The sequence below is a fragment of the Kitasatospora sp. NPDC007106 genome, from assembly GCF_040634455.1.
Classification (GTDB): domain Bacteria; phylum Actinomycetota; class Actinomycetes; order Streptomycetales; family Streptomycetaceae; genus Kitasatospora; species Kitasatospora arboriphila.
Genome location: NZ_JBEYFP010000408.1, coordinates 1 through 5,383, shown reverse-complemented (window position 1 = coordinate 5,383; position 5,383 = coordinate 1). Strand labels below are relative to the sequence as shown.

2 protein-coding genes and 1 pseudogene are annotated in these 5,383 nt (G+C 73.8%); 2 read left to right on the top strand and 1 reads right to left on the bottom strand.

Features of this window, described 5'->3' with window-relative positions; all coding sequences use genetic code 11:
* Positions 1–258: 258 nt before the first annotated feature.
* Both ABZ641_RS24770 and ABZ641_RS24765 read left to right on the top strand, forming a co-directional pair.
* Complete coding sequence (locus ABZ641_RS24770; protein ID WP_359985012.1) at positions 259–3,969, top strand: S8 family serine peptidase; 3,711 nt, start codon at positions 259–261, stop codon at positions 3,967–3,969.
* A gap of 153 nt (positions 3,970–4,122) precedes the next feature.
* Positions 4,123–5,115, top strand: a complete 993-nt coding sequence (locus ABZ641_RS24765) for a helix-turn-helix domain-containing protein (protein WP_359985009.1) — start codon at positions 4,123–4,125, stop codon at positions 5,113–5,115.
* A gap of 141 nt (positions 5,116–5,256) precedes the next feature.
* Here ABZ641_RS24765 and ABZ641_RS24760 read toward each other — a convergent pair.
* Positions 5,257–5,383, bottom strand: a pseudogene (locus tag ABZ641_RS24760) (repressor LexA); the annotation flags it as partial.

Genomic DNA, 5,383 nt, shown 5'->3' with positions numbered 1-5,383 from the left:
CGCCGGGTGAGCCCCGGTCAGGGATGCGGCCCGTCGGCCACGGGCGGTGGTGGCACATGTGGGACCTGGCTCTTTTGTGCCAGGCCGAGGCCGTTCCGGGGCTGTGTCACGCACCTGTAGGACCGTCACATGACTCCCCCCATACTCCGCCACCGCCCCGGTCGGAGGATCCTGACCGCAGCGGTGGCCTGCACATCGGTGGTCGTGCTCGTGGCCGGACCGGCCGACGGTGCGACGGCGCGCGGCACGCTTCCGACGGTGTCCGCGGCACGACAGGGCGGCGCCACCCACAGCGTCACCCTCATCACGGGCGACGTCGTCCGGGTCATGGATCTCGGACAGGGCCGGCAGGCCGTCGATGTCACCAGACCGGCCGGTGCTCCCGGCGGCGTGCGGACCGAGAACGTCGGCAAGGACCTGTACGTCTTTCCCGACGAGGCCATGCCCTTCCTGGCCGCCGGCGCACTGGACCGGCGGCTGTTCGATGTCACGTCACTTGTCGCCCAGGGCTACGACGACGCGCACAGCGACGGCATTCCGCTGATCGTCGGCTACGACGCGGCCGCTCCCCGTTCCGGTGCCGCAGCCGGCGCGGGGCGGGCTCCGAAGGGCTCGGTCATGGTGCGGACCCTGCCCAGCATCAATGGCGCCGCTCTCAAGGTCGCCAAGAAGCAGACCAGGTCCTCCTGGGAGACGGTGGCTGCTTCCGCCGGCGCGGCGGCCGCGACGGCTGCGGCACGGCCGACCGGCGCCCGGCTGTCGGGCGGCATCGACCGGATCTGGCTGGACGGCAAGGTGCACGCCTCGCTGGCGACCAGTACCGCCCGCATCGGCGCCCTGGGGGCCTGGGCCGCAGGCCTCGACGGCAAGGGCGTCAAGGTCGCCGTGCTCGACACCGGCATCGACCGCGGCCACCCGGATCTGAACGGTCGCGTCTCGCAGTCCGAGAGTTTCGTACCGGGGGAGGGCGTCGACGACGGCAACGGCCACGGCACGCACACCGCCTCCACCGTCGGCGGCAGCGGCGCCGCCTCAGACGGCCGGGAGAAGGGCGTCGCACCCGGCTCCGACCTGCTGATCGGCAAAGTACTGGGCGACGACGGCTCCGGTGACGACTCGTGGGTCATCGCGGGCATGGAGTGGGCGGCCGCCCAGCACGCCAAGGTGGTCAGCATGAGCCTCGGCGGCTCCGACCCCAGCGACGGCACGGACCCGCTGAGCCTGGCCGTCGACCGGCTCAGCGCGGAGAGCGGCACCCTGTTCGTGGTCGCCGCCGGCAACGCCGGGCAGGAGGCAGTGATGGGCGCGCCCGGTGCCGCCGATGCGGCCCTGACCGTGGCCGCCGTCGACGATGAGGACCGGCTCGCGTCCTTCTCCACCATGGGCCCGCGCCAAGGCGACTACGCCCTCAAGCCGGACATCGCCGCACCCGGTGTCGACATCCTGGCGGCGAAGGCCGGCGGCACCGCCGCGAGCGGCTACTACCAGGCGATGAGCGGCACGTCGATGGCGACTCCGCACGTCGCGGGCGCGGCGGCGATCCTGGCGCAGCAGCACCCTGACTGGACCGGCAGCCGGCTCAAGGACGCGCTGATGAGCACGTCCGCACCACTGGCCGGGGCCACGGCCTACCAGGTCGGCGCCGGCCGGGTCGACCTGACGTCATCGGTCGCATCCACGGTGACCGGCACGGGCTCGGTCTGGTTCGGCTTCGACGCGTGGCCGCACACCGACGAGCCGGCCGTCTCCCGCACGGTCACCTACCGGAACGACGGCGGCACGGACCTCGTGCTGCGGCTCGCCGAGAGCGCGGCCGTGGCCGGCGGCCCGTACGACGTCGACCCCGGCGCCGACGCGGGCGCCGCCGCGCCCGCCGGGATGTTCTCGCTCTCCGCCGACACGGTCACCGTGCCCGCGCACGGCACCGCGAGCGTCACCACGACCGCGGAGCCGCGGCTGGGTGCGAACGGCCGCCGCTACCTCGGTCAGGTCACCGCCACCGACGCCTCCGGTGCCGTCGTGGCCCGGACGCAGTTGGGTCTGTACAAGGAGGACCAGCGCCACACCCTGCACATCTCGCTCAAGGACCGCGCCGGCAAGCCCGCGGCGGGCACCGTCGAACTGCAGACGTTCGGCGTCCCCGATCCGTCGTTCGTCGCGGTCGACGCCACCGGCACCGCCGACGTACGCCTGCCCGCTGGCACCTACAGCGCGGTGAGTTACCTCCCGGTGGCCGGAAGCCACGGCCCCGACTCGGTCGGCCTGGCGCTACTGGGCGACCCGGAGATCGTCCTCGACCGCGACCGCAGCATCGACCTGGACGCCTCCCGGGCGGTCGAGGCGACCGCGCAGGTGCCGCAGGAGATCGAGGACCGGATGGTGTACGCCGACTGGTACCGCTCCGACGGCGCCGGCAGCACCATCGCCGAGCAGTACATCCTCTCCCCGACCGACGACAGCCTGTTCGTCCTGCCCACCCGCGCGGTGACCCGCGGCGCGTTCGAGTACGAGACCCGCTGGCGCAAGGCCGCTCCGCAGCTGACCGTCAGCCGGGACGGACGGCCCGTCACGCTGCAGTACCAGGCCGGATCAGCGGTGTACGACGGCACCGCCCGGCTGGAGGCCGTGCACGCAGGCACCGGCACACCCGCCGACTACGCACGCCATCGCGTCAAGGGCAGGATCGCAGTCGTCACGGCCTCCCCGGCGCTGACCGGCAGCCAGCGGGCCCGGGCCGCCGCGGACGCAGGCGCCGCCCTGCTGATCGTGGTCGACGACGGCCCCGGCAAGCTCTACGAGTGGGTGGGCACGGAGACCGGCACCGAGAGCGCCGTGCCCGTCGTATCGGTCACCGCGCGAGAGGGTGCGCCGCTGCTGGCCGCGGCCGACCGCGGCCGCGCCGAGCTGGCACTCAAGGGCGTGCGCAACTCGCCGTACGTCTACGATCTGGTGGACCCGAGGCCCGACCGGATCCCGGCGGACCTGACGTACCGGCCGAAGGCGGAGGACCTCGCCAGCGTCCGGATGCGCTTCCACGGCGACACCACCTACTCCAGTGGCGAGTACCGCTGGGACTACCGCCCCTACCGGGCCTACTCGGTGGGCTTCCTGCAGCCGGTCGACATGCCCGGCACCCGCATCGACTACGTCTCCGCACAGCCCGGCACCACATGGGCGGAGGACTCCCTCACCGGGCCGGGCATGGTGCTCGAGTCCCGGTCCGGCATGGTGACCTACCGGCCCCACACCGAGACGACCCGTGACTGGTACGCGCCGGTCGCACACCCCCGCAACGGCAGCGGCTTCTGGTGGTCCAGCCGGCAGTCGGGCTACGCGGAGATCAACATCCAGCCCTGGACGGACAGCGGCACCGACCACGGCGGCATCATGGTGGACGACGCCAACACGGTGACGCTGAAGGCCTACCAGGACGGCGAGCTCGTGAAGACCTCGGCCTGGCCGTCGCTCTACCTCGACACCGTGCCGGACCGTCCGGTGACCTACACCCTCGACCTGAAGGCCGAACGCGACCCCGCGCTCTACCGGCTCACACCCCGTACCCACTCGATGTGGACGGTCAGGTCCGCCCCGGTGACCGATCCGTACGAGATCGACGTGATGGCGCTCCTCCAGCTGGACTACCAGCTCTCCACCGACCTGGCGGGCAACCGGCCGGGCGGACGGCAGACGGTCGGCCTGTCGGCGAGCCACCTGCCCGGCGCCGCGGGCACCGGTGCCGTCACCGACGGCACCCTCGCGGTCTCCTACGACGACGGTGCCACCTGGCACCCCGCGGCCCTGGAACGCACCGCCACCGGGCACTGGACGGCCCGGTTCGACGCCCCCTCCCGCGGCTTCGTCTCCCTCCGCGCGACGGCCCGGGACAGCGCCGGCAACCGCGTCACCCAGGAGGTGATCCGGGCGTACGGGCTGTCCGGCCCCGAGCACCACGGCCGCGCCGAGCCGTAGTCCCTGGCGCCCCCGGCGGGTCGACGACCCGTCGGGGCGGCCCAGGTACGACGGGCAGACACCGGTCTCTGCCGCCAGGACGGCCCCGGGCGTTCCGCCTCGGGGCCGTCTGCCGTATCCTCACGCGCCAGGACCGTGAAGTGAGGACTGCTCATGTTCGCTGCGCTCGGGCTGGACCCGGCCCAGGAGGAGGTCTACCGGCTCCTGGCGACCCGGGTCGACCGAAGTGTCGCCGAACTCGCAGCCGACACCGGACGGACCACGGACGAGGTGGGCGGCCTGCTCACCGCGCTCACCGCCCGCGGACTGGCCGCGGCCGCCCCGGGCGCCGAAGGCCGGGAGGCCGGCACGGTCTACACCGCCGCACCGCCGGACATCGCCCTCGGCGCGGTGCTCCGCCAGCGGCGCGACGAACTGCACGCCGCCGAGGCCGGCCTCGCCGACCTCGCCGAGCAGCACCACCGGGCCGCTCGCGACCGGGCCTCCGGCGTCGTCGAGGTCCTCACCGACGTCGCCGCGGTACGCCACCGCTTCGCCCAGCTCCAGCACTCGGCCCGCCACCAGGTCCGCTCGATGATCGTGCCGAACCTCACCGTCGTCCCGCACACGCAGAACGAGGCCGGCACCGCAGGACTGCGCCGCGGCGTGCGCTACCGGGCGATCCTGCAGCGCTCGGCGCTCACCGGGCCGGGCATGGTCGCGGACGTCATCGCCAGCCTCACCGAGGGCGAGCAGCTCCGCGTCGCCGACCACGTGCCGGTCAAGCTCGTGATCGCGGACAGCAGCGTCGCCATGGTGCCGCTCAGCTCGGCCCGGAACACCGCCGCCGCATCCGTCCTCGTCCACGCGGGCGGCCTGCTCGACGCACTCATCGCGTACTTCGAGACGTCCTGGCAGGCGGCCTTCCCCATCGCGGCGAACACCGTCGGCGACGGCCTCACAGAGAGCCGGCCGGACGAGATCGACGAACTCGACGCCCGCATCCTCGCCCTGGTGCTGGCCGGCCTGACCGACCAGGCCGCCGCAGGCCAGCTCGGCATCTCCCGCCGCACCGTCCAGCGCCGGATCACCGACCTGATGTCCCGGGCCGGCGTCGAGACCCGCATCCAGCTCGGCTGGCAGGCCGCCCGCCGCGGCTGGGCGTGAACCCCGCCCGTCCCGGCCCGACGGGCGGTCAGGAGCCCGTGTCCCCGCCCGGGCGCGGGTGCCGTCCTCCGCCGGTGCCCTGCGGGTCCGCCGTCCCGGCGGTGTGGGGGCGGGCGACCTCGCCGCCGCGCACCTCGTAGGCGCGCGGGGGCGGTGCGGGTCGCGGCGGAGGAAGCCCTTTCGCTCCAGGGCCATCAGCCGGTGGGCGACGGAGGAGGTGGAGGAGAGGCCCACCGCCTGGCCGATCTCACGCATGGACGGCGGGTAC